The sequence below is a fragment of the Yinghuangia soli genome (assembly GCF_021502675.1).
Classification (GTDB): domain Bacteria; phylum Actinomycetota; class Actinomycetes; order Streptomycetales; family Streptomycetaceae; genus Yinghuangia; species Yinghuangia soli.
Genome location: NZ_JAKFHA010000030.1, coordinates 26,796 through 53,679, shown reverse-complemented (window position 1 = coordinate 53,679; position 26,884 = coordinate 26,796). Strand labels below are relative to the sequence as shown.

Here is a 26,884-nt window from a genome sequence, read left to right as displayed (position 1 = left end):
TGCGCACCCGGGGCCGCCGACTGCACACCCGGGGCCGCGGACCTGCCCGGTTAGGGTGATGCCGTACCCAAGCGACCGACGCGACCGAAGCGAGAGAAAGGTGCCGCCCGCGTGTTCCGTGACGAGCTGTGGTCCGCGATAGACGAGATCTACGCGGAGATCCTGGCCCACCCGTTCCTGCAGGGCCTCACCGACGGCTCGCTCCCGGCCGAGGCCTTCCGGCACTACGTGGTCCAGGACTCGCACTACCTGCGCGACTACGCCCGCGCGCTCGCGGTGTGCGCGGCCAAGGCACCGGACGACGACACCGTGCGGCAGTTCGCCTCCGACGCGGCCGGGGCGATCGCCGCGGAGCAGGCCATGCACGCCGAGTTCATGGCGGCGTACGGCAGCTCGGCGGACGAGGCGGCCGGCGAGCCGGTGCTGCCCTCGACCCGGGCGTACACCAGCTACCTGCTGGCGACCGTCTACGGCGGTTCCTTCGCCGAGGGCCTGGGCGCGGTGCTGCCCTGCTACTGGATCTACGCCCGGGTCGGCGAGGCGCTGCTGGAGAAGTCCTCGCCGGACCCGCTGTACGCGCGCTGGATCTCGACCTACGCGGACGAGGAGTTCCAGTCCACGGTCCGGGCCGTGCTGGAGCTGACCGACCGCATCGGTGCGGAGCTGTCCGCGGTGGAGCGGGCGAAGGTGATCGAGCACTTCGTCACCACGTCGCGCTACGAGTGGATGTTCTGGGACGCGGCCTGGCGCCGCGAGGCCTGGCCGGTCTGACCTGCCCGGACCCGTCACCGCGGGGCGGGAACCGGATCGGGAGGCATGGCGTCCACGGTAACGGGCAGATAACGGATGACCTGTTCGAGTCAACCGCCGGACCAACCGTCCGAGTCCGACCGTCCGAGTCCAACCGTTCGAGTCCAACCGTCCGCGACTTCGTGTGGGAGATGCCATGGGTGAAGTACCTGCGTGGCTGCGCATCGGCGTACCGGCTCTCGTCCTGCTGCTGGTCGGTGCTCTTCTCGTCTGGGTGATCGGGACCTTCCTGGGCTTCATCGTCAAGCTGCTGATCGGAACCATCGTGGTTATCGGTTTCGTCGCCTTGATCCGCTCCGGAATTTCTCATGACCAGCAGGTTTCCCGCTGATTTCCGCGGCGTAATCGAAATCTCGCGACCGGGCCCCGGGAAACGTCGAGAATAATTAATGGGCGATCCGCCCCGATATCGTCGCGCCCGGCATTGTCAGCGGAATATCCGGACTGCTTGTATGCGGTGCCGTGAGGAAATTCCGCCCCGCGACGATCCGCGGACGCCTGGTCACCGTGCTGGCCCTGGCGCTTGCCGCGGTGCTCGTCCTGCTCGGCGTCCTGGCGGCCGCCGAGCTGGACGCGTACCGGCAGGCGGAGCGCACCGCGGACGACGTGGACCTGGTGATCGGGGCCCAGGCCGTCGTCCACGAACTCCAGCGCGAACGCGGCCTGACCAACGGCCTGCTGGCCGGCCGCGCGGACTACCGGAAGCCGCTGGACGAGCAGCGCGCCCGCACCGACCGGGCCCTCTCCGGGTTCTCCGCGGAGACCGCGGGCCTGGACCGCGCGGGTCTCGACGCGGCCCGCGACCGCTGGGCCCGGCTGCCCGAGATCCGTGCGAAGGCGGACACCGGCGAGGCGCAGCGCGACCCGACGTTCGCGTACTTCACGGACGGCATCGCCGAGTTGGTCGAGGCCGGCGCCGCCCCGAGCCGCACGCGCGATACGCAACTGCTCCGCGGCCTCGACGCGCTGACCGCGCTCGGCGATGCCAAGGAGGCCGCCGCGCGGGGCCGCGGATTCCTCAACGGCGTTTTGAGCGCGGGGAAGTTCAAGGGCGCCGAGTACCAGGCATTCGCCGAGATCAAGGCCACCCACCAGGCGGCATTGGCCCGGTTCCGGCGCAGCGCCACCGCCGCGCAGCGGGAAAGCGCCGATGCGGTGCTGCGTTCGCCGGCCGCCCAGCAGGCCCTGCAGACCGAGCAGATCGCCCTGGCCGCACCCGACGGCCGGACTCTCGCCGGGACCGATCCGGCGGCGTGGTGGGCGTCGATGACCACGGTGATCGACGGCATGTGGACCGTGCAGCAGTCGACCGGCGAGGAGATCCGGCAGCGGTCCGCGGACCTGCGCGACGAGGCGTCGTCGGACCTGGTGGCGTACCTCGTCTTCGCCGCCTTGCTGGTGGTCGGCGAAGTGGCGCTGACCCTGATCGCGGTGCGGTCCATCACGCGCCCGCTCACGCTGCTGGCCGCCGAGGCCGAAGCGCTGGCCTCGCAGCGGCTTCCGGAGGTCGTCGCCCGGCTGCGGACCGGCGCGCACGGTATCGACAAGCCCCGGCCGGTCGCCGTGCCGCCGCGTTCGGGACGCGAGATCCGGGCGGTCGCCGAGGCGTTCGGCCGTGTGCAGGACACCGCGGTGGAACTCGCCGCCGAACAGGCCGTCCTGCGCCGCAACACCACCGACTCGCTGGTCAACCTGGCCCGCCGCAACCAGAACCTGGTCCGGCGCCAGCTCGGCTTCATCAGCCGCCTCGAACACGAGGAAGCCGATCCGACCGCACTCGGCAACCTCTTCGAACTCGACCACCTGGCCACCCGCATGCGCCGCAACGCGGAAAGCCTGCTGATCCTGGTCGGCGAGGCCGGGCAGCGGCCCAGCGCGGCGCCGCTGCACATCACCGACGTGGTGCGGGCCGCCTTGTCCGAGGTCGAGGACTACCGCCGGGTGGTGCTGCGGCGGATGGACGAGATCTCCGTGGCCGGCACCGTGGTGGCCGAACTGGCCCATCTCCTCGCCGAACTGGTCGAGAACGCGCTGGCGTTCTCGCCGCCCGACGTCGAGGTCGAGATCTACGGCCGACGGGTCGGGAACGGCTACCTGGTGGCGGTCATCGACCACGGCGTCGGCATGAGCGCCGACGCCGTGGAGACCGCGAACGCCCGCCTTTCGGGGCGGGTCGACTTCCTCGACGCCCCCACGCGCAACCTCGGCCACTACGTGGTCGGCCGCCTCGCGCAGCGCCTCGGCGCGGAGGTCCACATCGGGGAGTCCCCGGTGGCCGGCATCACCGCCCGGGTGCAGTTGCCTCCGGCGGTGCTGGCGGATCCGACGCGGGAGGCGGCACCGCAGCTCGCACCGGTCGGGCCCCGGCCGCTGGGACCTTCCCCGGCCGCCGCGCTCGGGGCGACGTCCGGGCCTGTCCAAGGACCGTACGCCGGCACCACCGCACTGCTGCCGCCTCCTGGTGACGTCCAGCCCGACGAACAGTCCTATCAGTCCGCTGACTTCGCACCCGCCGAGCCGTACGCGGCGCCCCCGGCGGCACCCGCTCCCGTCCAACGCACCCGCAACGGGCTGACGAAGCGCGTCCCGCGCGGCCGAGTCGCACCGCCGCCCGCGGCCCAGGCTCCCGTTCCCCAGGAGCCGGTCGAGGAGCGGTCCCCGGAGGACGTCCGCAGCATGCTGTCGGCCTTCCGGGGCGGCCATCTGCGGGGCGAGGTCGCCGAGTTCGGCACCGTCACCCAGGCCCCTTACCGCCTTGATCCGCCGAGTACCCCCGACTTCCCGTACCCGACACCACAACAGGAGGGTCCGTGACCGCCGAACTGCAGACCGGCCATCCCCAGGCCTTCAACTGGCTGCTGGCCAACTTCGTCCGGGATACCGACGGCGTACGCGACGCGGTCGCGGTGTCGTCGGACGGCCTCCTCATCGCGATGTCCGCGGGCCTCGACCGGGCCGAGGCCGACCATCTGTCCGCGGTCGTCTCCGGACTCACCGGGCTGGCCCGAAGCGCCTCCCGCCGCTACGAGTTCGACGGCCTCAAGCTGATCATGATCGAGATGCGCCGCGGGTTCCTGCTCGTCTCGACCATCGCGGACGGCAGCTGCATCGGCGTGCTGGCGCACCGCGGCGCCGACATCGGCCTGATCGGCTACGAGATCGCCGTGCTCGCGGACCGCGCGGGGACGCTGCTGACACCTGCGCTGATCTCCGAGTTGAGGCGGGTGCTGCCGCGATGAGGCTGCCGTGAGCAACAGCGACGCAGGCTGGTTCGTACCCCGGCGGCCGTTCGAGGCGGACACCGGGGGATACACGTACGGGTACACCGAGAGCTATCCGGAGCCGTCGCCCGATCCCGAGGTGTACGGCCAGGGCCCGTACGACGCACCGGGGGCAGACTCCGAACTGGCCGACGCCGACGCGTACATAAGGCCGTTCATCATCACCGGCGGCCGCACGTCGCCGCTTGCCGACGGCCTTCGCCTGGAGACCCTGATCCGGGCCCTGCCCGCGGCGCTCTCCGCCCCGCTCGCCTTCGAGGCCCGGCGCGTCGTGGAGCTGTGCCAACAGCCGTGCTCGGTCGCGGAGATCGCGGCGGCGATGCGGGTCCCCGTGGGTGTTGCCCGGGTCGTCATCGGCGACCTGCTCGCCGGAAACCTCGTGTTCTGCCACGAGACACCCCGGGCGGAGAGCATGCCGGTCCACACCATCGAGAGGATCAGGGACCTTGTACGGGCACTATGACGAAGCGCCGATGTCGGTGAAGATCGTGGTGAGCGGCGGGTTCGGCGTCGGGAAGACCACGTTCGTCGGCGCGATCTCCGAGATCGACCCGCTGGCCACCGAGGCCGCGATGACCGAGGTCTCGATCGGCGTGGACGACGTCACCGGCGTCGACGCGAAGACCACCACGACCGTGGCCCTCGACTTCGGCCGCATCACTTTGGACCGGAGCCTGATCCTCTACCTGTTCGGGACGCCCGGGCAGGACCGCTTCGCGTTCCTCTGGGACGACCTGGTCGAGGGCGCGCTCGGTGCGGTGGTCCTGGTCGACACCCGCCGCATCGAGGACTGCTTCCCGGCGGTCGACTACTTCGAGGAACGCGGCATCCCGTTCCTGCTGGCGGTCAACGTCTTCGACACCGGCGGCCGCTTCGACCTGGACGAAGTGGCCGAGGCACTCGGCATCGACCCGGCCGTCCCCATCGTCGAATTGGACGCCCGCCGCCGGGACTCCGTCAAGAACGCTCTCGTGTGCCTGATCGACCGGGTCCTCGCCATGCAGACGGTGGCCGGCGCAGGGCGCTTCAGACCCTGACGGGTCAGGTACGGCCTTCGGCGTCCTGCGCCTCGGACAGGACCGGCGAGGCGGGCATCCAGTCGGCCTGCACGACGGTGAAGCCGGCCTTGCGGTACGCGTCGCACACCAGCGCGTCGTCGTCCACGACCAGGGCGACGTCCTGCTTCTTGGCGAGCCGCCGCAGCAGTTCGAGCTTGGCGGTCTTTGCCGGGCGCCGGTCCTGACTGCCGCGCATCCAGACCCGGCCGGTCGGAAGGCCGTGTTCGGCGATCCAGGCCTCGGTGTCGCGGCGGCAGCGCTCGGGGCGGCCCGTCACGTAGGCGATCTCGTGCTCCTCGGCACTGGCCAGCGCGAGGGCGACGCCCTTGGGCAGCGGGGCGTCGAGCTTGGCCGCGTCGAAGAAGGCGTCCCAGTTCTTGGGCCGGGTGTCGAGGTACCGCAGGCGATGCCGGGTGTCCGCCAACGTGCCGTCCAGATCGAACACCGCCACCGACTGCCGCGCCACAGAACCTCCAAGATCGCCTTGACCTGCCCCGGGCAGTCTTTCTCATCCGCCGTTAAGACGGCACTCACCGCGCGCCCAGGGAGCGTCGCGAGTGTCGGATCATGAGCCGGATACGCAGGCCTTGGACGCAGGCGTCGACGATGCTGCTGGTCGGGGTGCTGAGCCTTGTGGCCGCTTTGGCCGTGCTGTTCGTGACGCCGGCCGGGCGGGTGGACGCGGGGGACGCGGTGGTCAGCGCCACGGTCTCCTCCCCGACCGCCGCAACGGAGTCGTCGCCGACCGCCGCTGCCGCCACCGCCGAACCGTCGGCCACGGCCGAGCCGTCGACCGCCGTACGCGGCGCGCCGAAGATTGCGGTCGCCAACGACAACCTCTCAGTGGCCGTACTCGACCCCGAGACCGGTCGTACAGCCGAGGCCAACGGCGACAGTGAGTACGTCTCGGCCAGCATCGCCAAGGTCGACATCCTGGCCGCGCTGCTGCTGCAGGCCCAGGACGAGTCCCGCGACCTCACCACCGCGGAACGGACGTCAGCGTCCGCAATGATCCGCCAAAGCGACAACGACGCAGCCACCACGCTGTGGAAGGAAGTCGGCGGCGCAGACGGTCTCGAAGCCGCCAACACCCGTCTGGGCTTGACCGAGACGACCCCATCCGCCGAGTCCTGGGGCCTCACCACGACCACAGTCGGCGACCAGATAGACCTCCTGGTCGCCCTGACCGCGGAGTCATCCGCACTGGACGCGGACTCGCGGGAGTACGCGGTGGGCCTGATGGAGTCGGTGGCCACCGACCAGGCCTGGGGAGTCTCCGCCGCCGCGGACCAAGGCACCACGGCCCTGAAGAACGGCTGGCTACCGCGCAGCACCACCGGCCTATGGGTCATCAACAGCATCGGCCGGATCACCCACGAAGGCCACGAACTCCTCGTGGCAGTGCTGTCCGACAGCCACAGCACCATGGACGCAGGCGTCGCCGAAGTAGAGACAGCCGCCGAAGCCGCGGCCGAAGCCGTCAGCGATTGACCTCAAGGTCGCCGAGGTCAGTCGAATGGCAAGGTCAGCGGCGGCATCTGAGGATGCCGCAGGGTCTGCCCGTCAGGTCCGACGTGCAGTCGAAAGGCGTCCAGGCGGGGTCTGCCGGCAGCGTCGTAGGCGTCCAGCACGTCCTCGACGCGGTCCCAGAGCTTCAAGGCCCCGGACTCCCGTACCTGCCAGCGATCGCCGTCCCGTGTGAGAGTCGCCGCGGAGCCGCTCACGACATCGACGAGGTACGTGGTGTCTCCCAGGGCAATGGTCTGTGCGTTCGGCACCGCTGTTTGGACGAGATACCGCAACTGGAACGCTTGGTCGGTAGGAGCGCTGAAACGTTCCGGGGTGTGCCGGGGCGTCCGTGCGGCGCCGGTGATGCGGGCGGCCCAACGGGCCGGATCACCAAAGGCGGGTGCCGCGTGCGTGCGGGCGGGCATGAAGGAAACGGTTCCGTCGAGGAGAGGCCCGTCCGCGGTGCCGTCCTCGCTCACGGTCAGCAGCACACGGGCGTACCCATGCAGCCACCCTCCCAAAGTGACGAGGATCTTCCCGCCGGGGCGGGTCTGCGCGATGAGGGCCGGGGGGATGTGGCGGAATGAGCACGCCGCGACGATCCGGTCGTACGGTGCTTCCGGCCAATAGCCGTACGCTCCGTCGGCGACAGCCAAGCTGGGGACATAGCCACAGCTGTACAAGGAGTCTGCCGCTTGGTCGAGGCGACGGGCGTCCACCTCGACAGAAGTGACTAGTCCGGAGCCGAGGCGGTCACAGGCAAGCGCGGTCGAGTAGCCGGCGCCGGTGCCGATCTCCAGCACGTGGTGTCCGTCGTCGATTTCGGCGTCGTCCCACATGCGGACCACCAGCGATGGCAACGTCGACGAGGAGGTGGGGACGCCGCCATGACGTACGGCGGCGCTTGCCCAATCCGGTTCCGTCCCGTCGAACTGCGTGATCAGCGTGGCGTCGGAGTACGCAGCGGAAAGCCAACGCTGGTAGTCGCGTACGGCTGTGACGGGTTCCCAGAGGGGTAGTCCGTACGCGTCGCGCTCGCCCCCGGGCAGGTAGAAGCCGGGTGTGAACAGGTGCCGAGGGACCCGTTCGACGGCCTTGCGCCAGGCCGGGTCGCCGAGCACGCCATCGGCGAGGAGCGACGCGCCGAGCTGCTCACGCAGCTCTGCGGCATCGGCGTCGAGGTCGTCGAGTCGGCCCGGAGATGAGTTCATCGGCCGCGGTCTCCGTTCGGGTGTTGCCATGGAAGAGAAGGTGCGAGGAGGTCGGCGAAGGCTTCAGCGATGTCCTTGAAGTCCGGAAGCCAGCCCCACTGGCCATTGCTGTTGCACTCGATGAACCACCACGACTCCGGGCTGACTGCCGATCCACAGAGTGCGCAGTCAAAGCATCCAAAGGCGAGATGCATCGATCCGAGGAAGTCGAGGGCAGCAGCCTTGATGACCTGGGGCACCACAACCGGCTCATAGCGCAGGTCGTCCCATCGGCCGCGTCGCCAATCGAGCTCGCCGTTTGGTTCGATGATGCGCTGGGCGAAGACTTGTCGGCCGACGACCGTCATGCGTACGTCGCATGCCTTCGGGATCTCGGCCTGGAACATGTGCGCCGTGACCGAGATGGCCTCGTCAAAGGTTTCGCTGGCTACGCGCTGAGTCCAGATGGCCCCGGCCCCGCCATCGGTTCCCGGAGGAAGACCACGGAACGTCTTGTAGACCACTGGCCCATGTTCGTCCGCAAATGAGCGGGCGGCATCGACGTCGTTGGTCACCAACGTCGGCGGAACCTGCAATCCGATACGGGCAGCGAGTTGCAACTGCGCCGGCTTGAAGTCGGCACGGGCGACCGCAGCCGGATGGTTGACGTATCGAGCTCCAGGGATGCTGTGCAGAAGGCCGCCGAGCCCGTGACGTGCCTCTGCCGTGGCAAAGTCACGGGCCTGTGCGGGGAGGTCGGCATATCGGTCGGAGTACGAAGTGGGCCGCCGGTAGTAGACGGACGCCACATCCTCAAGTTCCACGCTGCGACTTGCTGTGCGCAGCCGCCCGCTCCATGCAGCCGTGCCTGCGCCGATCGAACCGGCGAAGGACAGCCCCCGCCCGATATCCGCCGGATCGCATCGCATCACTGCGACTTCGCGATCGTTGAGGGCGCCGACAACGAGATCAGCGGTGATGTCCTCGAGGGCAGTGAGTACGAGGACGGTCGATGCCAAGTGATCAGTCCGACTAGTAGTCGGTCGTATTGTCGTCCTGCGACTGGGTTTGAGGGCTATTCCCATCGCCGCCACCGGACATCGAGGCAGTGCCGCGGGTACGTGAGGTGCCACGCTCGCCCATCTCTACGACGACGCCGTCGGCATCGGTGTAGCGGGCCATTTGCGTAGTCGGGTCGAGGACTACGGAGGCGTACTCCGGGGGTCCGACCGGCAGTCGGTCCGTGACCAGTCGGAGTGCCCAAGGGACCTGAGCTGATGTCATGGGTCACTCATCCCTTTGCCTTGGTGCCGCTGACTCCGACGTCCCGGCTCGGCGGCACCGGTAAGTCACGCCACGGAGTCGTTGCGTGACGCACTATCACGGTACAGAGGTGCCCTTGAGTTCGTCGAGCAATGCGTCCCAGGTGGCCGGCGTGAGTTCGAGGTGGCCGAGGGTGGGGGACTTGCTGTCACGTACACCAGTTGCCTGGCTTAGCGGTGCGACCTCAACACAGTCCGACGCCTGTGCACCGGAGTAGGACGACTTCCGCCAGTAGGTCTCGGTCATAGTTCTCGCAGCCTCGCTTGGATGTTGGTCAGGGACTCTTCCGGTGACCACGCCATGCTCCTGACACGGTCGGCCTCTCGACGATGGCGCCGCACATCGATCTGGTTGTGATGCGGTGTGATGCCGCCGAAATCCTCGGTGTACGAAACGGGCGTCGCCTGGTCAGCGAAGTCGAAGAGGATGAGACCGCCGATGGTCAGCGGTTGCTCTGTGCTCAGCGGAACGACGCGAATGGTGACATTGGGGAGCTCCGCCATCCTTGCCAGGTGGGCGAGTTGGTCTTTGAGGACCTCGCGTCCGCCCATGGGCTGCAGCAGAAGGACTTCACTGATGGTTGCGTCGAAGGCCGTGCCTTCGCTGAGCACTCGTTGGCGCTTCATGCGCAGATCCACGAGCGCTGCGGCATCATCCGGGTCTGGGACCTTGGCCGCGTTCCTGAACATGGCCTCGGCGTAGCTGCGGCACTGCAGCAGTCCGGGGACTGTCGTCATCTGCATATTGCTGATGCTCGCCGCTTGCGCCTCAAGAGCCAGGAATTCGTCGAGGACCAGGGGCACGATCCGGCCGTATGCGTGCCACCACTGACCCTCCTCGGCGCGCTCCATCAGCTCGATCAGAGTGAGTCGTTCGTCCTCGTCGGCTCCGTAGAAGTCGGCGAGCAGATGCAGGTCGTGGAGCGTCAGCGTCACCAAGCCGCCTTCGAGGCGGATCATCTTGGCCGTGCTCCACTTGTGCGCCTTGGCCACGACCGCCTGTGTCAGCCGCGCGGCCTCGCGCAACCGTTTGAGCTCGGCGCCGAGTTCGCGCCGCGCATAGGTCGGTGCCAGGGCCACCGCACACTCCCTCTGATCGAAGCCTGCCCGTGCATCTTGCCCCACCCGCGCGGCAGTCGGTGCCCGCGCGTCCACAGCGTTCCCTTCCGGGTGAGATATCGCGTTTGGTGACGCGTAACGTTACGCGCAATGTATCGTCCTGGTGAACAGCCAGTCACTCAGCGTGTGTTGACCGGCCCGGGAGGCCGCATGTCCACAGCCCTTGCCGCTTGTCCGTCCGGCGGCCGCACCCTTCTCGACCAGGAGTTCCGGCCCGCCGGCCCGCAACTTGTCCGCGAAATCCGCAAATCCGTACGGGGGTGCCTCGGCCGCGAGGTGTCCGTCCCCGACGAAAGCGCGGACGACGTGCTGGTGGTCGTCAGCGAACTCGTCACCAACTCCCTCCTTCACGCGACCGGGTCGCCGATCCGGCTGACGTTGACGCTCCTGGAAGACCTCCGCATCCTGTCCGGCTCCGTGCACGACTGCGGGGCGGTGGCCTTCGAGCTGCCTGGTTCGGACGTCCCGGCCGGCGCCGAGAACGGGCGCGGGCTCCTGGTCGTCGCCGCGCTCACCTCGCATTGCTGGATCGAGCCCTCGCGCTACGGAAAAGCCGTCCGTTTCGCTCTCGCGCTGCCGGAGTGCCGATCGGATGATTTGCCTTGAATGTCTGATTTACTGCCTCGGATATGGCAGTGAACCGGACAGACGGGGACGCACACATGAGCGAGCCGCAGGCGCCGACGCTTCAGAGTCTCCTGACCGACCGGCGGGCACTGAAGCTCCTGCTGCTCTCCGCGCTCGTCGGCATTCCCGTCTCGCTCGTCGCGTTCTGGTTCGTCGGGTTCGTGCACGAACTGCAGCACTGGATCTGGGAGTCGGCGCCGGACGCCCTCGGCTACGACCGGGCGCCCTGGTGGTGGGGACTCCCGACCCTGACTCTCGCCGGACTGCTGGCCGTACCGATCATCACCCGCATGCCGGGGCACGGTGGACACGTCCCGGTCCACGGCCTCGGCGGACCGCCGATCGTCCCCAAAGAGGCCCCGGGCGTCGCGCTCGCGGCCATCGCCTGTCTGCCACTGGGCGTGATGCTCGGCCCCGAGGCACCGCTCATGGCGTTGGGCAGTGCCGTCGCCCTCCTGGCCCTGCCCGCCGCGAAGCGGGCCGCGAACCCCAAGGCCGCCACGGTCCTGGGCAACGCGGGCTCGACCGCCGGTATCGCCACGATCTTCGGGAGCCCGCTGATCCCGGCCGTCATGGTCCTGGAAGGCGTCGCCCTCGCCGGCCCCGCCCGCATGCTCGTGATCGTCCCCTGCCTTCTCGCCTGCGGCATCGGCGCCCTGGTCTTCACCGGCTTCGGCCACTGGACCGGGCTCAAGATCGGTGCGCTGTCGCTCCCCGAGAAGCCCCCGGCCGGGCTGCCCGACGCCGGGGACTTCCTGTGGGGCATCCCGATGGCCGTCCTGGTCGCGGTCCTGATCGCCACCGGGTTCGCGGTCGGCCGACGTACCGAGGCGTGGACGAAGCTGTCCGGCCCGCGCATCTTCGGGTGCGCGGTCGCCATCGGCGTCTGCATCACCGCGTACGCGCTGATCGCCGACCGGTCCCCGGAGGAGGTCGCCCTCTCCGGCCAGACGACCGTCGGACTCCTCGCCGCTGAGCCCGAAGCGTGGAGCATCCTCGCGCTCGTCGCGCTCATCCTGGCCAAGATGATCGGCTGGGGCATCGCACTCGGCAGCCTGCGCGGCGGCCCGATCTTCCCGGCGCTGATGATCGGCTCCGCGGTCGGCATCGCGTGCGGCGCGCTGCCAGGCTTCGGCATGGCCCCGGCCCTGGCCGCAGGTATCTGCGCGTCAGGCGTGGCTGCGACGCGCCTCCCGATCACCGCCACCGTCCTGGCCGCCGCCCTCCTCGGCGACGACGCAACCGATCTGATGCCCATCCTGATCATCGCGTCCGTCACCGCCCTGCTGACCGTCACCTTCCTCGACCGCAGGAAAGTGAACGCCGAACCCGCCCCGGCAGGGGTAGAGCCGGCCTAGGCCGGTTCCTCGGATCATCTGATCGGTGGATGGTGTGTGGGGTTGAGTGGCGTGCCGCGGGCACGGATCGTGCCCTGTTGCCGGATCGGTCGCCGCGGCGGGGTGGTCGGCGGCGGCTACCGCCGTACAACGCGGCGACGCACCGCCGCTCCCGACCGGGTCCGCCACCGTCCACGTCCGGGCCGAGTGATGACTCGAAGGCAACCGGCCGTAGCCATACCTAGGTGGCCGCCCTTGCCGCGGCCGCCAGTTCCGGCAGGGTGGCCTGCGGATCGTTTTGCAGCAGCCGGACGAGTACCACCCAGGAGTCCACGCGGTCCCCGAGTTCGTCGTGGAGCAGCCGGGCCGCGGCGCGGGCGAGCGGGAGGTGGCCGACTGCGGCGGTGACGGTCTGCGCGGCGCGCGTGGCGGCGAGGAACTCCGCGGGGTCGGCCGCTCCACTGGCCAGCACGGCGGCGGGGTCGTCCCAAGAGACCGGGCCGGCCCGCATCTCCTCGACCGCCAAAGCGCGATACCGGGCCATGACGGGGCCCCGCATGGCCGGGCTCGTTCGCGGCCGCGGCGGGTCGACGAGGACGTCGCGGGCCCACTCCACCGGGCAGTCGTGGCGCGCCAGCAGGTATTTGAGGAGGTAGTCGCGGAGTTCCCCGGCCCGGTCGACGGCGGTCACCGACCCCCAGTCGAGGCCGGGGTCGGTGACCGCCTCCATCTCGTCCGGGGTCCGGAACAGCCGGAGTGTGCCGCCACCGCGCACCGCCGCAAGCTGCCGCGCGTCCAGGTCGCGCACCGCCTCTCGCAAGGGCTTGATGTCGCCGCTGTCGCGGGCCTGGACGATCTCGGGGTTGTCCCACGAACCCGGGAGCGCGTCCGTTCCGTGCAGGTCGGCGATCCGGTACGCGGCGCGCAGGCGCACGGGATGCCTGCCGTCGCCGTACGCGTCGGCGACCCGGAGCAGCTGGGCAAGGTCGGGGGACGCCAGCCGGTGCCAGAACGCGTGCGCATCATCGGGCAGTTCGGCGCGCAGCGCGTCGTCGAACACGTCCGCCGAGATGATGTGCCGACGCAAGGTGTGCGGACAGCGCGGGTTCCGGTACGCCGCCGACGCGACCGCAGGGTCGCCGCTGCCGAGGACGAGCGCTTCGAGGGCGTCGACATGGATCGCCGGGTTGGCGGCGAGCGAGAGGCGTGCGGCGGGACCGCCGTGGGCGAGCACATGGTCGGCGATCTGCCGCGGGACGCCCGGGGTTCGGGCCAGCGATGCGAGCCCGCGGTCGTCGAGGAAGTCGAGGGCGCTGCCGACGTGTTCCGGACCGAGGAGTCCGATGAGGGTCGCGTACGCCCATGCGGCCTGCCGTCCCAAGGACGGTGGCGCGTCCGGTCCGCGGTCCGGACCCGCGGGGATGTCGCGGCGCGGATGCTTTGCCGCCTCGTCCAGCAGTTCGGCGACAGTGCCGTCGTAGTGCGGCAGCATCGTGAACACCGTGCGCCATACGCCCGAGTCCTTGTCGCCCGCCTGCGCGAGCATCGATCGGATGGTGCCGGCGGCCACCGTGCACGTGGCGACGCTGCCTATTTCGCCGTCGACGAGCGCGGTGAGCGCGATCCGGGCCGGCCCTATGCGGGCGGTCAGGTCGTCCGCGGTCAGCGCACCCGTCGCGACACCGCGCAACACGACCTGCTTGGTGAGTTGGTCTTCGCCCAACGCGGCGCACCGCGCCGAGGTCTCGGGCCCGGGGCGGGCCACCCGCATCGTGGCGCGCGGATGGATCGCGACCAACCTGCCCAGCAACGGCGCCGGGCAGCGCGGATGTTCGACGAGCGCCACGGCCGCCGGCCACGGCAGCGGCTCCCGGTCGTGCGCGGCGGCGACGTCCTCCCACGGCGGTTCCAGGACGGCCTTGACCACCGACCGGGCGTACGGGATCCGCAGGGCGGCACGCAGCCGGGCGATGAACGCGTCCGGACCGTGCTCGGCCGCGAGAAGCCTGCGCAGCCGGTCCGGCGGCCGGATGCCCAGGAGTTCGTCGCGTACGACCTCGGGCGGGATGCCCGGCAGATCGAGCGGGGCGGTGTCGAGGACCAGGCGCAGTTCGCCCACCCGGCCGGCCGCGCACAGCGTGACCGCCGCCCGGAGCCGGGCCAAGCGGCCGCCGTGCATGCCGCCGGGCACGCCGCGCATCAGCGCGCGGATGGCGAGGTCCGGGTCGGCTGCGGCGAGCGCGGCCTGGGCGTCGGAGCGCCGGTTGCTGTTGAGGACGTACGACCGCAGCGACGAGGCGAGCGGGAGCGGGAGCGTCTCGCGGGCGGGGACACCGACGCCGCCCGCCGCCGCAGGCGGCAGGGGATCGGCGGGTCCCCACGGGTCGGGGAACGGCCACGGCGCGGTGGTCGGCCGCGGTTCGCCGCGGTGCGGCGTGAAGCGGCGCTGCGCGAGGACCGCCATGCGCAGCGCGGGCCAGTCCGAGGAGCGGAACAGAGAGGCGTTCAGCTCCGGGTCGTCGCGTTCCAAGAGCCGAAGCAGCAGGTCACGGTCCCCGGGGCGGACCGCTCGCCAGTCGCCTTTCCGGTGCCGGCCGGGGAACGCAAAGCGGCCGTCGCGTACCGCGTGTTCGACCGATGCCGGGGAAGGCGCCGACTCGGTCCGGACGGGCGGGGTGCCGGACGGCTGCGGGTCGCGCCGCAAATGCTCGCGGCCGAGCACGCTCGCGCCGAGTTCGCGACCCGCGAGCCACAGCACGTCCTGGACGCCGTCGGCCACGTGGCCTCCCCTCGTCGGTCACTGACCGACCATGATCCCCCTCGCCGTGATCGCCCTCCCTGCCGACCCTGGGCCCCCGACGCCCAACCGCCGCAGTCCCCCAGGAACAGCCCGCACCGCAACGGGACGCCAGTGCATCGTTCGCGGTCTCATTCCGCGGCGGAGATCCGTCCTTCGAGGACGGCGTCGATGATCGCGGGCCGGCCCCACAGGCCGAGGATCTCGTTCGCGAGCGCAGTGATGGGGCCGGGGTCCGGTTGGCCGAAGACGATGACTTCAGCAGCGGACAGCCCTTTCGGGACGGCCGAGGCGTCGAGGAGCAGCCGCCAGTCGTCCGGTCCGAGCGCCAGGAACTCCAAGCCCGTAAGCTCGGCGACCTCCAACGGATCGGCGAGCGTTCCGGGGGTCGCGTACAGGGTTCGCAATCGCGGCAGGCCATGCGCGGCGATGAGGTGGAACGGGGCGCCGTCCCAGTGGCCGATGCTCAATACCTCGAGCCCGTCGTGCACTGCGGCCTCGATGCTCCTGATGTTCCCGGAGTTGACGTGGGCCACGACGGGCATTGCGTCCGAGTCCGCTTCCGGTCTGCGGTCGGCGCGGTTGCGGCGGTGGACGATCATGTCGGTGAGGGAAGCGGCGACCAGGTCGGCGCCGACGCTGAGTTCGTGATCGATGAGGATGATCTGGCCGACGTGCCCGCGTGGTCCAGGAGTGAGGTCGACGGCGAACCGGTCGCCCCCGCCATTGTCGGCAAAGGCGATCCAGCCGGGCGAACCGACCAGCCCCTGCACGGCGGCATCCGGGGGTGTGACCACCGCGTCTTTGGCTCCGAACTGCCAGTGGTCCGGACGGGACGATGGGTCGGCTATGTACAGCTCATCCAGCGGGAAGAGCTCGCAGCAGACCGCTTGCGACATGCGCTCATCCGCGTCGTCGTCGTGCGCCAGATCCTGCCAACGCGCGCGTGTCACCTGGTACAGCACCTTGAGTTCGTCGGGCAGAGGAACACCCAGACGGGCCTCCGCAGCGGCGACCTCGGCGTCGGTGGCACCGATTGCGTCCGGGACTCTCTCGCGGAGGGTCCGTTCCAGGAGCTCGAGGTCCACCGAGGACGAAGGTCCGGCGTCGGGCCTCGGTTCCGGCAAGCGCCGCCACGGCTCCGGGACGGCACCCTCGACCAGGACCAGTGCTCCCGGATACGGCCCTAGGCCATGCTCCACCGCAGGGCTCGGATTGCTCAGGCGCATCACGGTCCGCCCGTCGGCGGCGATCGTCACCCGGTAGGAGATGCCGTCGGCGCCGACCTCGCCGAGCAGGCCGAGTATGCGCCCGACGGCATCCGCCTCGATGGCCTGCTCTGACGCCGGTGGCCGGAACTCCTCCTCCGCCGGCAGGCTCGTCGACTCCGGGCTGATCCTTCCGGATACGTAACCGCGCGGCCCGGTCAGTCTGTTCGGGTTGTTGGCCCGGATGATCCGCAACACGGGTTCCCATGCCGCGAGGTCGTAGAGCGACGACATCACGAACTCCTCCGGTGTCGGCGATGGTCGGGCCATGTGACTATCACGGACGACCGACGGGCTCCGCGCCGCTGAGCCCGCAGCAAGCTCGTCAGGCGAATATCGCGTGCACCTGGTCCACCGCCTCCGGGCCGTAGCCGACCGCACCCACCGGTACGGCCCCCTCGACGGCCTCGATCACGCGGGCGGTCCACACCGGTCCGAACCCGCCGCACAGTTCGATCAGTTGCGCGCCTTCCGCGACCAGGCGGCGAGCGACGTCCGGCGCCTGGTCGGGGCGGTCCACGCCCACGAACACGGAGCGGCAGGACGGCGTCTCGACCACGGTCTCCGCGGCCGGGTCGGAACCGGATGCGGTGTAGATGAAGCCCCACGCGGTCAGTGCCATGGCGTACGCCTCCCGGACTCGCCCCGGCGCGGCTCAGGCGCAGGGCTCGCTGCGGCCGCCCGCGGCCTCGCGCGGTGCAGCCCCTTCGCGCGCCACTACAGCCGCCTCTGCCGAGGCGTGTCCACGAGGCATCGCCGCATACTCGTGCGGCGTTGCCTCAGACAGCAGTTCGGTGGCCCTGCCCGCGTACTGCGCCACCGACAGATCGCGCGGATCCCAGACGAGGCCGTGGCGGATGCGCGGGACCACCGGGCTCCGCAGCCGTAGCCACACCAGCCCGTCGCCCGCGCGGACGTCCCAGGCCGGGCGCAGCGCCACGACCGCGTCGGCGTCCCGGGCACCGGCGGCCAGTTCCGCACGGAACAGCGATCGCCGGGGTGATCCGCACCGGATCTCGCGAGGAGTCCAGCCGCCCTGCACCCACGCCTCGCGCGTCGCGTCGTGATACCCCGGTGCCGCGGTCCTCGGAAACCACAGCAGCGCGTTTCCGGTGAGGTCCGACCACGACACCTCGCCCCAATCGGCGAGCGGGTGGGCATCGGCGACGACGACCCCCAGCTCGGCGTCCGCGACGGTGACGCACGCGAGGCCGCCGACGTCCTCGGGGAGCAGTACGACGCCGACATCCAGTCGCCCGTCCTGCAGGGCCGCCAATTGGTCTGCGGTCTGCAGGTCGGCAACCTCGGGCGCGGCAGCACCGGCAGCGCGCCACAGCGCGTCGGCGACCCAAGGCGGCGTACCCGGCGTGACGGCGGCTCGGACGGGGGAGGGACGGCCGCGTACCGCTTTCGCTGCCCGCGCCGCAGCCTCGACCGCCGCGCGGGCGTCGGGTACGAGCCGCCGCGCCGCGTCGGTGGGCGACATGCCTGCGGGAGTGCGTACGAACAGTGCGGCGCCCAGCTCGCGTTCGAGCGCGATGATCTGCTGGCTGAGAGACGTCGGCCGGATGCCCAGTCCCTCAGCGGCCCGGGTCAGATGGCATTCCTCCACGACGGCCAGGAAGTACCGCAATTGACGCAACTCCACGCCAGGACGCTACAAGGTCGTGTCCGCGACGCGCCGGGCGGCGGCGTTCGCCGCGACCGGCAGGGGATTGCGCGCTCGAGCCGTCGTCCTCGGCTGCGTCCGTGATCATCGCGATGAGGATGGCCACGGCGAACGTCGAGTCACCGGGTCCGACACGGAAGGTCTGGTGGGCGGCGTGCTTTCTTGATCATCCGGAATGCGCGGGGACGCCTCCGAGCGGGGTGGTCCGGGAAGACTGGGCGCATGATCGATGGGGGAATCGGTATCGGTGCGGCCTTGGACGAGGACGCGCGGAAGCATCGGCAGGTGGTCAGGGCCTGGGCGGTCTCCGTCGCACTGCTGGTCCCGCTGGTCGTCTTCTTCCTCTTGGCCGCCAATAACGCGGTGGAGCACAAGAGCAACTACGACTGGGAAGCCAACCACCGGACCAAGCAGGAACTGTCGACCATTGCCTTGGTGCTCTTCGGGGCGCCGACAGCAGGGACGGTGTCGGGCACGGTGGTCGCCGCTTGGATGCAGCGCAATAGCGCCCTCGGGGCAGCCCGAGGGGCGATGTGGTCAGCGATCGGATTGTGGGTCGCCCTTGTCGTGCAACTCGTCGTCGACCTGCGTAACTGGGAGGCCGTCTAAGCCTGGAGGCGGGCCCCGATGCCGTCCAGGACGAAGTCGAGGCCGATCCGGAAGGTCTCGTCCGCATCCAGGTGCGCGCCCTCGCGCACGACGTGTTCCAGTGCCGGGAACCTGCCCGTGGCGAAGGACCTTTCCAGGTACGGCCCGTACGCGGCCTGCCACTGCTCCTTGTCCAACCCGGTGGCCCGCTCGGCGCGGAGTTCGGCGATCTCGCGGCGTACGGCTCCGATCACGTACGCGTCGACCGCGGAGACGACCGGCATGACCATGTCCACGCCGACATTCCCCAGCGCTGCGGTCACCGCCTCGCCGCGGGCCATCGCGTTCGGCCCCAGCTGCGGACGGCCGCCGATCAGGTCGGCCAGCCACTCGTGCCGGTGGACCGCCTGCCGAGTGGACTCGGCGAGCGAGCGCAGCACCTCGCGCCAGTCGTCGCCGGCCGGCCGGATCTCCGCGTACACGGCATCGGTCATCAGGTCGAGCAGCTCGTCCTTGGTGGCGATGTAGCCGTACAGCCGCATCGGTCCGACCTCCAGCGCGGCGGCGACCTTGCGCAGGGAGACCGCCTCCAGGCCGTCCGCATCGGCCAGCTCCAGCGCCGCGCTGACGATCCGCTCCCGGCTCAGCGGACCCGGTACCGGTCGATTCGGCGGCTCCGGCCGCTCCCACACCAACATGCGGCAGACGATACAGCGGTCTGGCCGATACGCTGTATCGTGAGAATACAGTGTATCGAGGAGGCGGGCATGGCCATCGCAATCGTCGGAGCCGGGCTGGGCGGCCTGGCTCTCGCCCGGGTTCTGCACGTGCACGGCATCGAATCCGCCGTGTACGAGCGCGAACCCTCGCGCGCCTGGCGCACCCAGGGCGGCATGCTCGACATCCACGAAGGGACCGGCCAGCGCGCGCTGCGCGAGGCGGGCCTCATCGACGGCTTCCGTGCGATCGCCCGCGGCGAGGGCCAGGACCTGCGCCTTCTGGAGCCGGACGGCACGCTGCTGCTCCAAGAGGACACCCCCGACGACGCGCCGCTCGCGCGTCCGGAGGTCGAACGCACCGAACTGCGCGCCCTGCTCCTGGACTCCCTCCCCGAGGGAACCGTGCGCTGGGGAAGCACCTTCGAGTCCGCCGCCGACGGCGTCCTGCGCTTCGCCGACGGCAGCACCGCCGCGTACGACCTGCTGGTCGGCGCCGACGGTGCCCGTTCCCGAGTGCGCCCGTTGCTGACGGATGCGCAGCCGGCCCACGTCGGCCAACACATCGTGGAACTCGGCATATCCGACGCCGACAACACCCATCCCGACCTCGCGGCCATGGTCGGACGCGGCAACTACTGGGTGCTCGGCGACCGGCAGTCCCTGGCCGCGCAGCGCAACGGCAACGGCCGCATACGCGTCTACCTCAGCTTCTACGACACCGGCGAAGACTGGTTTGCCGAACAGGGCATCGCCCTCGACGAACCGGCGACCGCCCGAGCACAGTTGACGGCGCTGTTCGCCGACTGGCATCCGCGCTGCACTGCGCTGATCGAGGCCTGCGGCGACGCGCTCCAGACCTGGTCGATCACCACACTCCCGGTCGGCCTGACCTGGCCCTCGCGACCGGACATCACGCTGCTGGGCGACGCCGCGCACCTGATGCCCCCGGTAGGCGAAGGCGCCAACCAGGCCTTGCTGGACGGAGCGTTGCTCGGACTGGCACTCGCCGCGCACCCGGACGACCAGGCCGCCGCGGTCAAGGCGTACGAGGGCGAGATGTTCGCCCGCACCAGCGCTGCGGCCCGCCAGTCCGCCTTCGTCCAAGAACTGCTGTCAGCCCCGGACGCGGCCCGCACGATGCTGGCGTTCTTCCAGCCCGACTGACCGGCTCAGGCCTCTCGCATCCACAGGAGCTTCGTCTCCCACTCGCGGATCCGCCAGCCGTCGGCCGTCCGCACCGCGGCGGTGACCAGCCGCAGGCCACTGGTCCGGAACGGAGGTTCGCCGTCGCGGTAGAAGAACACGAGCGAGTTCGCCGAGACCGCCGCGCGGTCGCCGTCGGCGTCGACGTCCACCAGCAGGTCGGTCGTCACATGCTGGGTGTGCTCCCCAACGGCCTCGCCCTTCCGCATGTGCGCGATGACCTGGTCGAGGCCGTGCAGTTCGTGCCCCAAGGGCGACCGCGCCACCACGTCGCCGGTGAAGGCGGTGCCCGCGTCGTCCCAGCGCTTCTCGTCCAGCAGGACGGCGAGCCGGGTGAACAGGTCGGCGAGGTCGATGCGGTCGGTGGTCAGAGCCTGTGCGGACATGACGCCTCATTTCGTTGGCCGTTCCAATGTTGGCGTCACCAACAATACATAGATTCGTTGGCAGTACCAACGATGTAATGTGGGGACCGTGGAGAAGACACCCGCACGCCTGACCGCGAAGCCCAGCTGGCTGCTCGGCCAGGTCGCCGTGCACGCGCACCGGCTGGCGGCCGACGGCTTCGCTGCGGTCGGCACCCGCGGGTACCACTACCGGATCCTGTCCGCGCTGGACGAGTTCGGGGCGGCCAGCCAGGCCGACCTCGGCCGCCGCGTCGCCATGGACCGCAGCGACGTGGTGGCCACCCTCAACGAACTCGCCGGCCAGGCCCTCGTCGAGCGCACCCCCGATCCGGACGACCGCCGCCGCAACATCGTGACGCTCACCAAAGAGGGTGCCCGGCAGCTGAAGCGCGCGGACCAGGCGCTCGACCAGGTCCAGGACGACCTGCTCGCGCCGCTCTCGGCCGCGGAACGGGACGCCCTGACCGGCATGCTCGCCCGCCTCCTCGCCCACCACCGCCAGGACTGACCCGGCAGAGCGACCGGAAACGCAAAGTGCGGCCGCGGGGTGGAAAACCCGCAGCCGCACCTGTCTTCCGCGTCAGGACTTGTCGCCGTCCATCTGCACCGGCACCACCGGGGTGCCGTTCTTCGGGGCCGTGCCGTTCGCTTCTGCCGTGCTCATCGCGCTCATCAGCTGCCGGGCGAGGCCGAGGCCCGTGCCGCCCATGGTGAGCGCCTTGGCGAACATGTCGGACATGCCGTCGGCGCCGTTGAGCAGGACCATGTGGTCCACGTTGCCGAAGGCTTCCGCACCAGCCCGCACGATCTCCGGCCATTTCTCGGCCAGTTGCTGCGCGATGACGGCGTCCTGGTTCTCCCGCAGCGCCTCGGCGCGGGCCCGGATGGCCTCCGCCTCGGCAAGGCCCTGGGCCTTGGACGCCTCGGCCTGCGCGAGGCCCTGCGCCCTGGTGGCGTCCGCCTGCGCGAGACCGCGCGCCTTGGACGCGTCCGCCTCCGCCGAACCGACCGCCCGGGTGGCGTCGGCCTGCGCGAGACCGCGCAGCCGGGCCGCCTCGGCGGCGGCGTCCGCGGCGATCTTCACCTGCTGCGCCTCGGCGGCGGCCTTGAGCTCGGTCTCCCGGGCCTGGGCCTGCGCCTTGAAGATGCGCGCGTCGCGGTCCGCCTCGGCGACCGTACGGGTCTGGTACGCCTGGGCGTCCGCAGGCTTCCGCACGTCGACCTGCAGCTGCTGCTCGGTCTTCTGCGCCTCCAGTTCGGCGGCCCGCGTCTCCTGGACGATGACCTCCTGGCGGGCCGCCGCGTCGGCGAGCGGGCCGGCCTGCTTGGCCTCGGCCGCGGCCTTGTCCATCTCGGCCTGGTAGCCGGTGCGCTGCACCCAGCTGTTGCGGGTCGCCTCGGCCTTGCGTGCCTCGGCTTCCTGCTCGGCCTCGGTGGCCTCCCGGTCGGCGAGCGCCTGCGCGATGCGGGCGTCACGCTGCACGGCCGCGGCGTGCGGCCGGGCCAGGTTCTCGATGTAGCCGGTCGGGTCCAGGATCTCCTGGATCTGCAGCGAGTCGATGATGAGCCCGAGCTTCTCCATCTCGGCACCCGAGGAGGCCCGGGTCTGCTCGGTCAACTTCTCGCGCTCGCGGATGAGTTCCTCGACGGTCAGGCCGCCCACGATGGAGCGCAGGTGACCGGCGAACACGATGTGGACGCGGTCCACCATCTGGCCCTGCTGGTCCAGGAAGCGCCGGGCGGCGTTGGCGATGGAGATGTAGTCGTCGCCCACCTTGAAGATGACCACGCCGCGCAGGTGCACCGGGATGCCCTGCTTGGTCACGCAGTCCACCGCGAGGTCCGCGGCCCTCAGGTCCAGCGACAGTTTGCGGACCGCCTGCACGCCCGGGACGACGAGCGTGCCCCGGCCGGTGACGATACGGAATCCGAGTCCTTCGGCGAGTCCTTCGGTGCGGTGCCGGGACCCCGAGATGAGCAATGCCTCGTTGGGTTCCGCGACCCGCCACATCAGTTTGAACACGACGATGATCACCAGCAGCAGCAGGGCTGCCGCCACGATCAGGCCGATGGTCATGGGAAGTTCCCCCTTCGCGCGCCGTTGTGCGGCGGGATGCACGCTGGCCAGGCGGCGCGTCGCTTCGGAGTGTGCGCCCGCCGCGGGCCCGGCTCCAAGGGGGAAATCCGTACCTCTGCCCCGGCACGCCAAGATCGATGGATCTCCCTCTGCCCAGGCCTTTTTCGGGCGTGTGACCTGGTTCACATTCCACCCTGTCACGAATGCCGGTAGCTACTTGTCCCATGGCCATGACCGACACCAAGAACGTGCTGCTGGCCGGAGCGAGCGGCGTCCTGGGGCGCCACGCCGCGGAGGCGCTGACCCGCCGCGGTTACACCGTCATCGGGCTGGGCCGCGGTGCCTCTGCCGACGTGACCGCCGACCTGATGGACCGCGACGCGCTGCTGCGCGCGGTCGACGGGCTCGAGGTCGACACCGTCGTGCACGCGGCGACCGCGCTGCGCGAGGCGCCCATGAAGCACAAGGACATGTACGCCACCGACGATCTGAGAGTCGAGGGCACCAAGAACCTCATGGCGGCCGCCGAAGCGGTCGGCGCGCGGCGGGTGGTCGCCGAGTCGATGGTCTTCGGCTACGGCTACCTCGACTTCCACGACCAGGTGATCACCGAGGACGACTTCTTCGGCCCGACCGGCGACCCGGCCGTCGAGCGCCACGTCGAGGGCATGCGGGTCAAGGAAGACCTCATGCTGAACACCCCGGGCATCGAGGGCATCGCGCTGCGCTTCGGGCTCTTCTACGGGGCCGGCGGCACCGATGCGCTGGTCGAGCTGCTCAAGAAGCGCAAGCTCCCCGCGGTCAACGACCATGGGCGCGTGCTGCCGTGGGTGGATCTGGCCGATGCGGGGGAGGCCGTGGCGCTCGCGGTCGAGGGCGGCGAGCCGGGGCAGGCGTACAACATCGCGGACGACACCCCGATGGGCTTCGGGGCGCATGTGCGGGCGGTGGCCGAGGCGTTCGGCACCCCGCGGCCGATGACGCTCCCGACGGTGCTGATGCGCCCGATGACCTACGCATACCGCATGACCCGGGTCAACATGCGCGTCTCCAACGCCAAGGCGAAGACCGAGCTGGGCTGGGCGCCGACCTATCCCGATCCCGTGTCCGGCCTTTCCGCTCTTGCCGGAAACTGACCGGTAATGCCACGGTTGCGATCATGAACGATGTTTTCGAGGAGCACCGGCGTCTGCTGTTCGGGACCGCCTACCGGATGCTGGGCAGCGTCGCCGATGCCGAGGACATCGTGCAGGACGCCTGGCTGAAGTGGCACCAGACGGACCGGACGGCCATCGAGCACCCGAAGGCCTACCTGGTCCGCACCGTCACGAACCTCAGTCTGAACCGGCTGAAGTCGGCCCAGGTCGTCCGCGAGGCGTACGTCGGGCCCTGGCTGCCGGAACCCATCCTGACCTCGCCCGATATCGCCGAGGAGGCCGAGTTGGCCGACACCGTCTCGATGGCGGTGCTGGTCGTGCTGGAGACCCTGACCCCGACCGAGCGCGCGGTGTTCATGCTGCGCGAGGTGTTCGGGTACTCGCACGCCGAGATCGCCGAGGCGATCGGCAAATCCGAGGCGACGGTCCGTCAGCTCGCACATCGCGCCCGCGAACACGTCCAGGCCCGCCGCCCGCGCTTCGCCGCCGAGGCCGCCGAGCAGCGCGAGATCGCCGACAAGTTCCGCGAGGCCTGCGCGGGCGGCGACCTGAACCAGGTCCTCGCCCTGCTCGCCCCCGACGTCACGTCCTGGTCGGACGGCGGCGGTGTGGTCACCGCGGCCCGCCGCCCGCTGCACGGCCCGGAGAGCGTGGCCCGCTGGTTCCTCGGCGTGCTCGCCAAGCCCGAGGTGCAGGGCGTGCAGATGCTGCCCGCCGAGATCAACGGCGAGCCCGGCCTGCTGCTCACGATGGGCGAGGCGAACATCGGCTCGATCAGCTTCGAGTCGGTGGACGGGCAGATCACCGCGATCCGCGTCGCCATCAACCCGAACAAGCTGAGCGGCATCCAGCCGGCCCGGCTCACCCTGCCCGTCGAACCGCCGTCCGCGGGGGAGTGACCGGGACAATAGGGACGTGGACCATCCCGTCGCAGCCCCGGCACCCCGCGGCCTGCTGCCTTCGCCGTTGCAGGAGCTGCAGGACGACCGCTTCACCGCGCGCGGCCTGCGGCTCTGGCTCAAGCGGGACGACCTGATCGACCCCGAGCTGCCCGGCAACAAGTGGCGCAAGCTCAAGTACAACCTCGCGGACGCCCGCGCCGCCGGCCACCGCACACTGCTCACCTTCGGCGGGGCGTACTCGAACCACATCCGCGCGACCGCGGCGGCCGGCGCGCGGTACGGGTTCGCGACGATCGGCGTCATCCGCGGCGACGAGCTCGCGGACCGGCCGCTGAACGACTCGTTGCGGTTCGCGGCGGACCGCGGCATGCGCCTGGTCTTCGTGGACCGCACCGCCTACCGGCGCCGCGCCGAACCGGAGTACCTGGCCGGACTGGCCGAGGAGCTGGGCGAGTTCTTCGCGATCCCGGAAGGCGGCAGCAACCCGGCCGCGGTCCGGGGCTGCGCCGAACTGCCCGCCGAGATCGACGTGCCGTACGCGGCGATCGCGGTCGCCTGCGGCACCGGCGGCACGCTCGCGGGCTTGGCCGCCGGCCTGCCGGAGGGCCGGGAGGCACTCGGATTCGCGGTACTGAAAGGCGACTTCCTGACCGCGGACGTGGCCGAGCTGCAGCGCCGCACCTACGGCGCCGCGACCGGCAACTGGCGTGTGGAGACCGGCTTCCACTGCGGCGGATACGCCCGCAGCACCCCGGAACTGCACGAGTTCACGGCCGACTTCGAGGCCCGGCACGGCATCGCGGTCGATGAGGTCTACGTCGGCAAGATGCTCTACGGGCTCACCGAACTCGCCGGGCAGGGCGCCTTCGCGCCCGGCACCGGGATCGTGGCGGTCAAGACGGGCTGACCGCCCGGACACCCGGACGCCGGGACGTCGGGACGCCGGTCGCAGCGCGAGGCCCGTGGTCAGGCCGCGTGCAGACCGCGATTTGGTCGCGCTCAGGCCGGCACGATCGCGAGCGGCCGCACCGGCGCCCCCGTCGCGCCGACCACCGGCAACGGCGCCAGGATCAGCAGGCATTCGCCCACCCCGCAGTCCAGGAGTTCGTGCAGCCGCATCGTCTCCACGATGTTCACCCCGGACTCGACCAGCAGGATCCGGTGCACCGGCAAGGTGGCGTGCCCCATGCCGGGCGCGATGCGCTCGAAGGCGATGGTCTCGCCGCCCACCACGCGCACCCGCCGCGAGGCGAGCCAGCGTGCGGCGTCCGCCCCCGGCCCCGGGACCCCGTCGCGGAGGCCGGTGAACACGTCGTACTGGTCCCACAGCCGCGACCACCCGGTGGCGATCAGCACCGCCTGACCGGGCCGCACGTCGGAGCCGGCCAGGGCCTCGGCGCGCGACAGGTCGTCGGCGGTGATCTCGTAGCCGGGCGGCAGCATGCCCACCCCGTACAGGCGCGGCACGTCCAGGATCACCGCGCGCCCGACGTACGGTGCGAACGTCTCGATGCCGAGCTGCGAAAGGCCCTGATGGCTCTGGATGTCGGCGGCCGCGAGCCCGCCGTACACCAGGCCGTCCTGCGAGACGTGCCCGAGCGCGTCGACGTGCGTGCCGACGTGCCCGCCGGTCACGATCACCTCGTTCGCCGCCGAACCGCCGTCGGTGCGCACATAGTCGCCGTGCCGCCGCTCGAGGGCCATCCGGAACGGCGGATGGTTCGCGGACTGCGGCATGCCGGTGCGCATGGGCTGGGCCAGGTCGATGATCCGCGACCCCGCCAGCCGGTATCCGTCGATGTACGCCATGTGCTCCCCCAGGGCGTGAAGACCGATGACCGTGC

General features: G+C 70.6%; 29 protein-coding genes. 15 read left to right on the top strand and 14 right to left on the bottom strand.

The genetic code is table 11. From position 1 onward, the window contains the following. Window positions 1-111 precede the first annotated feature (111 nt). From tenA to LZ495_RS33685, 6 genes are all read left to right on the top strand, one after another. Complete coding sequence (gene tenA, locus LZ495_RS33710; RefSeq protein ID WP_235056866.1) at window positions 112-771, top strand: thiaminase II; 660 nt, start codon at window positions 112-114, stop codon at window positions 769-771. A gap of 175 nt (window positions 772-946) precedes the next feature. After that, entirely contained in the window at window positions 947-1,141 is a 195-nt protein-coding gene (locus LZ495_RS33705; RefSeq protein WP_235056865.1) for a hypothetical protein, read from the top strand. Window positions 1,142-1,272: 131 nt separating this feature from the next. After that, window positions 1,273-3,624: a sensor histidine kinase gene (locus LZ495_RS33700; RefSeq protein ID WP_235056864.1), complete on the top strand. Its 2,352-nt coding sequence runs from the start codon at window positions 1,273-1,275 to the stop codon at window positions 3,622-3,624. Next, the gene (locus tag LZ495_RS33695) at window positions 3,621-4,049 is read left to right on the top strand and encodes a roadblock/LC7 domain-containing protein (protein WP_235056863.1); all 429 of its coding nucleotides are present in this window, start codon (window positions 3,621-3,623) and stop codon (window positions 4,047-4,049) included. Before LZ495_RS33700 ends, LZ495_RS33695 begins: the two co-directional genes overlap by 4 nt. A 7-nt stretch (window positions 4,050-4,056) precedes the next feature. Next, complete coding sequence (locus LZ495_RS33690; protein ID WP_235056862.1) at window positions 4,057-4,554, top strand: DUF742 domain-containing protein; 498 nt, start codon at window positions 4,057-4,059, stop codon at window positions 4,552-4,554. A gap of 10 nt (window positions 4,555-4,564) precedes the next feature. Next, entirely contained in the window at window positions 4,565-5,128 is a 564-nt protein-coding gene (locus LZ495_RS33685; protein ID WP_235056902.1) for a GTP-binding protein, read from the top strand. Between the two features lie 4 nt (window positions 5,129-5,132). On the opposite strand, the gene LZ495_RS33680 is transcribed toward LZ495_RS33685, so the two are convergent. Further along, window positions 5,133-5,615: a phosphatase domain-containing protein gene (locus tag LZ495_RS33680; protein ID WP_235056861.1), complete on the bottom strand. Its 483-nt coding sequence runs from the start codon at window positions 5,613-5,615 to the stop codon at window positions 5,133-5,135. Between the two features lie 101 nt (window positions 5,616-5,716). On the opposite strand from LZ495_RS33680, the gene LZ495_RS33675 reads away from it, so the two are divergent. Beyond that, on the top strand, window positions 5,717-6,640 hold the full coding sequence (locus LZ495_RS33675; protein WP_235056860.1) for a serine hydrolase: 924 nt from the start codon (window positions 5,717-5,719) through the stop codon (window positions 6,638-6,640). Window positions 6,641-6,657: 17 nt separating this feature from the next. Here the strand turns inward: LZ495_RS33675 and tgmC are convergent, their stop codons facing one another. From tgmC to LZ495_RS33650, 5 genes are all read right to left on the bottom strand, one after another. After that, window positions 6,658-7,869 (bottom strand): ATP-grasp peptide maturase system methyltransferase, encoded by a 1,212-nt coding sequence (gene tgmC / locus LZ495_RS33670; RefSeq protein WP_235056859.1) that lies wholly within the window; start codon window positions 7,867-7,869, stop codon window positions 6,658-6,660. Beyond that, window positions 7,866-8,867 (bottom strand): ATP-grasp ribosomal peptide maturase, encoded by a 1,002-nt coding sequence (gene tgmB, locus LZ495_RS33665; protein ID WP_235056858.1) that lies wholly within the window; start codon window positions 8,865-8,867, stop codon window positions 7,866-7,868. The genes tgmC and tgmB overlap by 4 nt, the downstream gene beginning before the upstream one ends. A 13-nt stretch (window positions 8,868-8,880) precedes the next feature. Continuing rightward, window positions 8,881-9,132: a putative ATP-grasp-modified RiPP gene (locus LZ495_RS33660; protein WP_235056857.1), complete on the bottom strand. Its 252-nt coding sequence runs from the start codon at window positions 9,130-9,132 to the stop codon at window positions 8,881-8,883. A gap of 96 nt (window positions 9,133-9,228) precedes the next feature. Further along, window positions 9,229-9,417: a DUF397 domain-containing protein gene (locus tag LZ495_RS33655; RefSeq protein ID WP_235056856.1), complete on the bottom strand. Its 189-nt coding sequence runs from the start codon at window positions 9,415-9,417 to the stop codon at window positions 9,229-9,231. Continuing rightward, entirely contained in the window at window positions 9,414-10,250 is an 837-nt protein-coding gene (locus LZ495_RS33650; protein ID WP_235056855.1) for a helix-turn-helix domain-containing protein, read from the bottom strand. The genes LZ495_RS33655 and LZ495_RS33650 overlap by 4 nt, the downstream gene beginning before the upstream one ends. Before the next feature lie 189 nt (window positions 10,251-10,439). Here LZ495_RS33650 and LZ495_RS33645 point away from each other — a divergent pair, with 189 nt between their 5' ends. Both LZ495_RS33645 and LZ495_RS33640 read left to right on the top strand, forming a co-directional pair. After that, window positions 10,440-10,895 (top strand): ATP-binding protein, encoded by a 456-nt coding sequence (locus tag LZ495_RS33645; protein ID WP_235056854.1) that lies wholly within the window; start codon window positions 10,440-10,442, stop codon window positions 10,893-10,895. Between the two features lie 56 nt (window positions 10,896-10,951). Next, window positions 10,952-12,274, top strand: coding sequence for a chloride channel protein (locus LZ495_RS33640; protein WP_235056853.1), 1,323 nt, complete (start codon window positions 10,952-10,954; stop codon window positions 12,272-12,274). A 220-nt stretch (window positions 12,275-12,494) separates the two neighbouring features. On the opposite strand, the gene LZ495_RS33635 is transcribed toward LZ495_RS33640, so the two are convergent. The 4 genes from LZ495_RS33635 to LZ495_RS33620 all read right to left on the bottom strand — a co-directional run bounded on the left by LZ495_RS33635 (window position 12,495) and on the right by LZ495_RS33620 (window position 17,966). Beyond that, entirely contained in the window at window positions 12,495-15,032 is a 2,538-nt protein-coding gene (locus tag LZ495_RS33635; RefSeq protein ID WP_235056852.1) for a hypothetical protein, read from the bottom strand. Window positions 15,033-15,181: 149 nt separating this feature from the next. Next, a complete protein-coding gene (locus LZ495_RS33630) occupies window positions 15,182-16,552 on the bottom strand; it encodes an SMI1/KNR4 family protein (protein WP_235056901.1) in 1,371 nt (456 codons plus the stop codon). A gap of 91 nt (window positions 16,553-16,643) precedes the next feature. Further along, window positions 16,644-16,940 (bottom strand): DUF6506 family protein, encoded by a 297-nt coding sequence (locus LZ495_RS33625; RefSeq protein WP_235056851.1) that lies wholly within the window; start codon window positions 16,938-16,940, stop codon window positions 16,644-16,646. 33 nt (window positions 16,941-16,973) lie between these two features. After that, entirely contained in the window at window positions 16,974-17,966 is a 993-nt protein-coding gene (locus LZ495_RS33620; protein WP_235056850.1) for a LysR family transcriptional regulator, read from the bottom strand. Window positions 17,967-18,209: 243 nt separating this feature from the next. On the opposite strand from LZ495_RS33620, the gene LZ495_RS33615 reads away from it, so the two are divergent. Continuing rightward, window positions 18,210-18,596 carry a hypothetical protein gene (locus LZ495_RS33615; RefSeq protein WP_235056849.1) on the top strand — a complete coding sequence of 129 codons (387 nt, stop codon included), beginning with the start codon at window positions 18,210-18,212 and terminating at the stop codon, window positions 18,594-18,596. Here LZ495_RS33615 and LZ495_RS33610 read toward each other — a convergent pair. Further along, window positions 18,593-19,273 (bottom strand): TetR/AcrR family transcriptional regulator, encoded by a 681-nt coding sequence (locus tag LZ495_RS33610; protein ID WP_235056848.1) that lies wholly within the window; start codon window positions 19,271-19,273, stop codon window positions 18,593-18,595. The genes LZ495_RS33615 and LZ495_RS33610 overlap by 4 nt on opposite strands. Before the next feature lie 69 nt (window positions 19,274-19,342). Here LZ495_RS33610 and LZ495_RS33605 point away from each other — a divergent pair, with 69 nt between their 5' ends. Then, the gene (locus LZ495_RS33605; protein ID WP_235056847.1) at window positions 19,343-20,458 is read left to right on the top strand and encodes an FAD-dependent oxidoreductase; all 1,116 of its coding nucleotides are present in this window, start codon (window positions 19,343-19,345) and stop codon (window positions 20,456-20,458) included. Window positions 20,459-20,463: 5 nt separating this feature from the next. Here LZ495_RS33605 and LZ495_RS33600 read toward each other — a convergent pair whose 3' ends face one another. Then, the gene (locus LZ495_RS33600) at window positions 20,464-20,883 is read right to left on the bottom strand and encodes a nuclear transport factor 2 family protein (protein ID WP_235056846.1); all 420 of its coding nucleotides are present in this window, start codon (window positions 20,881-20,883) and stop codon (window positions 20,464-20,466) included. Between the two features lie 88 nt (window positions 20,884-20,971). On the opposite strand from LZ495_RS33600, the gene LZ495_RS33595 reads away from it, so the two are divergent. Then, on the top strand, window positions 20,972-21,412 hold the full coding sequence (locus LZ495_RS33595; protein WP_308268682.1) for a MarR family winged helix-turn-helix transcriptional regulator: 441 nt from the start codon (window positions 20,972-20,974) through the stop codon (window positions 21,410-21,412). A 72-nt stretch (window positions 21,413-21,484) separates the two neighbouring features. Here the strand turns inward: LZ495_RS33595 and LZ495_RS33590 are convergent, their stop codons facing one another. Continuing rightward, the gene (locus tag LZ495_RS33590) at window positions 21,485-22,981 is read right to left on the bottom strand and encodes an SPFH domain-containing protein (protein WP_235056844.1); all 1,497 of its coding nucleotides are present in this window, start codon (window positions 22,979-22,981) and stop codon (window positions 21,485-21,487) included. Between the two features lie 224 nt (window positions 22,982-23,205). On the opposite strand from LZ495_RS33590, the gene LZ495_RS33585 reads away from it, so the two are divergent. From LZ495_RS33585 to LZ495_RS33575, 3 genes are read left to right on the top strand one after another with little or no spacing between them, the layout of a single operon-like run. Then, window positions 23,206-24,117: an NAD-dependent epimerase/dehydratase family protein gene (locus LZ495_RS33585; RefSeq protein ID WP_235056843.1), complete on the top strand. Its 912-nt coding sequence runs from the start codon at window positions 23,206-23,208 to the stop codon at window positions 24,115-24,117. A gap of 23 nt (window positions 24,118-24,140) precedes the next feature. Continuing rightward, window positions 24,141-25,037: an RNA polymerase sigma-70 factor gene (locus LZ495_RS33580; RefSeq protein WP_235056842.1), complete on the top strand. Its 897-nt coding sequence runs from the start codon at window positions 24,141-24,143 to the stop codon at window positions 25,035-25,037. Between the two features lie 16 nt (window positions 25,038-25,053). After that, entirely contained in the window at window positions 25,054-25,947 is an 894-nt protein-coding gene (locus LZ495_RS33575) for a 1-aminocyclopropane-1-carboxylate deaminase/D-cysteine desulfhydrase (RefSeq protein ID WP_235056841.1), read from the top strand. A 92-nt stretch (window positions 25,948-26,039) separates the two neighbouring features. On the opposite strand, the gene LZ495_RS33570 is transcribed toward LZ495_RS33575, so the two are convergent. Continuing rightward, window positions 26,040-26,849: a cyclase family protein gene (locus LZ495_RS33570; protein WP_235056840.1), complete on the bottom strand. Its 810-nt coding sequence runs from the start codon at window positions 26,847-26,849 to the stop codon at window positions 26,040-26,042. Window positions 26,850-26,884: the final 35 nt, after the last annotated feature.

What these genes read in the sequence shown, in the direction of transcription:
- LZ495_RS33570 (WP_235056840.1), bottom strand. Translation starts at nt 26,849, where the DNA reads ATGGCGTACATCGACGGATACCGGCTGGCGGGGTCGCGGATCATCGAC.
- LZ495_RS33655 (WP_235056856.1), bottom strand. Translation starts at nt 9,417, where the DNA reads ATGACCGAGACCTACTGGCGGAAGTCGTCCTACTCCGGTGCACAGGCG.
- LZ495_RS33660 (WP_235056857.1), bottom strand. Translation starts at nt 9,132, where the DNA reads ATGACATCAGCTCAGGTCCCTTGGGCACTCCGACTGGTCACGGACCGA.
- LZ495_RS33675 (WP_235056860.1), top strand. Translation starts at nt 5,717, where the DNA reads ATGAGCCGGATACGCAGGCCTTGGACGCAGGCGTCGACGATGCTGCTG.
- LZ495_RS33630 (WP_235056901.1), bottom strand. Translation starts at nt 16,552, where the DNA reads ATGTCGTCGCTCTACGACCTCGCGGCATGGGAACCCGTGTTGCGGATC.
- LZ495_RS33625 (WP_235056851.1), bottom strand. Translation starts at nt 16,940, where the DNA reads ATGGCACTGACCGCGTGGGGCTTCATCTACACCGCATCCGGTTCCGAC.
- LZ495_RS33640 (WP_235056853.1), top strand. Translation starts at nt 10,952, where the DNA reads ATGAGCGAGCCGCAGGCGCCGACGCTTCAGAGTCTCCTGACCGACCGG.
- LZ495_RS33705 (WP_235056865.1), top strand. Translation starts at nt 947, where the DNA reads ATGGGTGAAGTACCTGCGTGGCTGCGCATCGGCGTACCGGCTCTCGTC.
- LZ495_RS33585 (WP_235056843.1), top strand. Translation starts at nt 23,206, where the DNA reads ATGGCCATGACCGACACCAAGAACGTGCTGCTGGCCGGAGCGAGCGGC.
- LZ495_RS33685 (WP_235056902.1), top strand. Translation starts at nt 4,565, where the DNA reads ATGTCGGTGAAGATCGTGGTGAGCGGCGGGTTCGGCGTCGGGAAGACC.
- LZ495_RS33590 (WP_235056844.1), bottom strand. Translation starts at nt 22,981, where the DNA reads ATGACCATCGGCCTGATCGTGGCGGCAGCCCTGCTGCTGCTGGTGATC.
- LZ495_RS33580 (WP_235056842.1), top strand. Translation starts at nt 24,141, where the DNA reads ATGAACGATGTTTTCGAGGAGCACCGGCGTCTGCTGTTCGGGACCGCC.
- LZ495_RS33605 (WP_235056847.1), top strand. Translation starts at nt 19,343, where the DNA reads ATGGCCATCGCAATCGTCGGAGCCGGGCTGGGCGGCCTGGCTCTCGCC.
- LZ495_RS33615 (WP_235056849.1), top strand. Translation starts at nt 18,210, where the DNA reads ATGATCGATGGGGGAATCGGTATCGGTGCGGCCTTGGACGAGGACGCG.
- tgmC (WP_235056859.1), bottom strand. Translation starts at nt 7,869, where the DNA reads ATGAACTCATCTCCGGGCCGACTCGACGACCTCGACGCCGATGCCGCA.
- LZ495_RS33610 (WP_235056848.1), bottom strand. Translation starts at nt 19,273, where the DNA reads ATGTTGGTGTGGGAGCGGCCGGAGCCGCCGAATCGACCGGTACCGGGT.
- LZ495_RS33600 (WP_235056846.1), bottom strand. Translation starts at nt 20,883, where the DNA reads ATGTCCGCACAGGCTCTGACCACCGACCGCATCGACCTCGCCGACCTG.
- LZ495_RS33645 (WP_235056854.1), top strand. Translation starts at nt 10,440, where the DNA reads ATGTCCACAGCCCTTGCCGCTTGTCCGTCCGGCGGCCGCACCCTTCTC.